Below are 2,256 nucleotides of genomic sequence, written 5' to 3' on the forward strand. Positions count from 1 at the left end.
GATGGGAACGGTGCTGCGGCACGGCAATGCCGAGCAGAAGGCCAAATATCTGCCGAAGATCGCGAGCGGCGAGTTGCGGCTGCAGGCGTTCGGCGTCACCGAGCCGACCAGCGGCACCGATACCTCCTCGCTGAAGACTTTCGCGCGCAAGGACGGCAACGACAGCTACATCGTCAACGGCCAGAAGATCTGGACCAGCCGCGCCGAGCATTCCGACCTGATGGTGCTGCTGGCGCGCACCACGCCGAAGGAGCAGGTCAAGAAGCGCACGGACGGCCTTTCGGTGTTCATCGTGGACATGCGCGAGGCCAAGGGCAATGGCCTCGAGATCCGCCCGATCCGCACCATGATGAACCACGCCACGACAGAGGTGTTCTTTACCGACATGAAGGTGCCGGCCGAGAACCTGATCGGCGAGGAAGGCAAGGGTTTCCGCTACATCCTCTCCGGCATGAATGCCGAGCGCATCCTGATCGCCGCCGAATGCGTCGGCGACGCCAAATGGTTCATTGCCAAGGCCACGAACTACGCCAAGGAGCGCAGCGTTTTCGGCCGGCCGATCGGCCAGAACCAGGGCATCCAGTTCCCGATCGCCAAGGCCTATGCCTCGATGCGCGCGGCCGAGCTGATGGTGAAGGAAGCGACGCGCAAATACGAGGCCGGCCTCGACTGCGGCGCGGAGGCCAACATGGCAAAAATGCTGGCGGCGGATGCGTCCTGGGAAGCGGCCAACGCCTGCATCCAGACCCATGGCGGCTTTGGCTTTGCCGAGGAATACGACGTCGAGCGTAAGTTCCGCGAGACGCGGCTCTACCAGGTGGCACCGATCTCGACCAACCTCGTGCTCTCCTTCGTCGCCGAGCACGTGCTCGGCATGCCGCGCTCGTACTGAGGTCACATTATGGGAGCACTTGACGGGATCAGGGTGATTGCGGTCGAGCAGGCGGTCGCGGCGCCGTTCTGCTCCTCGCGCCTGGCCGATGCCGGCGCCGAGGTGATCAAGATCGAGCGGCCCGAAGGCGATTTTGCTCGCGGCTATGACGCGGCGGCCAAGGGCCAGAGCAGCTATTTCGTCTGGCTCAACCGCGGCAAGCAATCGGCGGTGGTCGACCTTGCAACGAAAGAAGGCCGCGCCGAGCTGGAGAAGCTGATCGCCAGCGCCGACGTGCTGATCCAGAACCTCAAGCCCGGCTCGATGGACAAGCTCGGCTTCTCGCGCGAGCGGCTGCTGAAGGACTATCCGAGGCTGATCTCGTGCACCATCACTGGCTATGGCGACGAAGGGCCCTATGCGCATCGCAAGGCCTATGATCTGCTGATCCAGGCCGAGAGCGGGCTTGCCTCGATCACCGGCAATCCCGATGGCGCTTCGCGCGTCGGCATGTCGATCGTCGACGTCGCCACGGGCGCGACCGCGCATGCGGCGATCCTGGAAGCGCTGATCGCGCGCGGGCGCACCGGCAAGGGCGCCGATATCCGCATCTCGATGTTCGACGTGATGGCGGATTGGTGCACCGTGCCGCTGCTCAACGCCGAGGCCGGCAATCCGCCCAGGCGCATGGGCCTGCGCCACCCCTCGATCGCTCCTTACGGCGTGTTCACCTCGAAGGATGGCAAGGACATCCTGATCTCGATCCAGAGCGAGCGCGAGTGGAAGACGCTGTGCGCGAAGGTGCTGGACCAGCCGGACCTGCCGGCCGATCCGCGCGTCGCCAACATGGTCGAGCGCGTGCGCAACCGGGACTTCACCGACAAGACGGTCGCGGACATCTTCGGCAAGATGACGCGCGACGAGCTCTTGAAGCGGCTGTCGGATGCCGACATTGCGTTTGCCGAGGTCAACACGATGGCCGATCTTGCCAACCATCCGCATCTGCGCCGGATCGAGGTCGACACGCCGAACGGCCGCGTCAGCTATCCCGCGCCGGCACCGATCATCGTCGGCGAGACACGCTCTTACGGCCCGGTGCCCGCCATCGGCGAACGTCCCCAGTCCAGATAACAAGAGCGAGGCGTCATGACCGAGAAGCTCGACATCGATCACTTGCGGCAATGGATCGGCCGCAGCCAGGAGGCCACCGACATCGTCACCGCGCAGCTCGTGAAGGGCCTGCGCGCGACGCTGTTCCAGGAGGTCGGCGAGCCCAAAGCCGGCGATGCTGCGCCCTTCACGGTGCACTGGTGCCTGGCGCAGCCGGTGTTCCCGATGTCGATGCTCGGGCCCGACGGCCACCCGACCCGCGGCGGCTTCCTGCC

Annotated in this window: 2 protein-coding genes and 1 pseudogene; all 3 read left to right on the forward strand. The window is 65.3% G+C overall.

Going from position 1 to position 2,256, the window contains the following annotated elements; genetic code table 11:
* A partial coding sequence (locus IC50_RS30010; protein ID WP_035713438.1) for an acyl-CoA dehydrogenase family protein occupies positions 1 to 892 on the forward strand: 892 nt, incomplete at its 5' end.
* A 9-nt stretch (positions 893 to 901) separates the two neighbouring features.
* The gene (locus IC50_RS30015; RefSeq protein ID WP_035713439.1) at positions 902 to 2,002 is read left to right on the forward strand and encodes a CaiB/BaiF CoA transferase family protein; all 1,101 of its coding nucleotides are present in this window, start codon (positions 902 to 904) and stop codon (positions 2,000 to 2,002) included.
* 15 nt (positions 2,003 to 2,017) lie between these two features.
* A pseudogene (locus IC50_RS30020) lies at positions 2,018 to 2,256 on the forward strand (FAS1-like dehydratase domain-containing protein); the annotation flags it as partial.

This window comes from Bradyrhizobium genomosp. I (2014) (assembly GCF_000261685.1).
In the GTDB taxonomy this organism is placed as follows: domain Bacteria; phylum Pseudomonadota; class Alphaproteobacteria; order Rhizobiales; family Xanthobacteraceae; genus Bradyrhizobium.

What these genes read in the sequence shown, in the direction of transcription:
- IC50_RS30015 (WP_035713439.1), top strand. Translation starts at nt 902, where the DNA reads ATGGGAGCACTTGACGGGATCAGGGTGATTGCGGTCGAGCAGGCGGTC.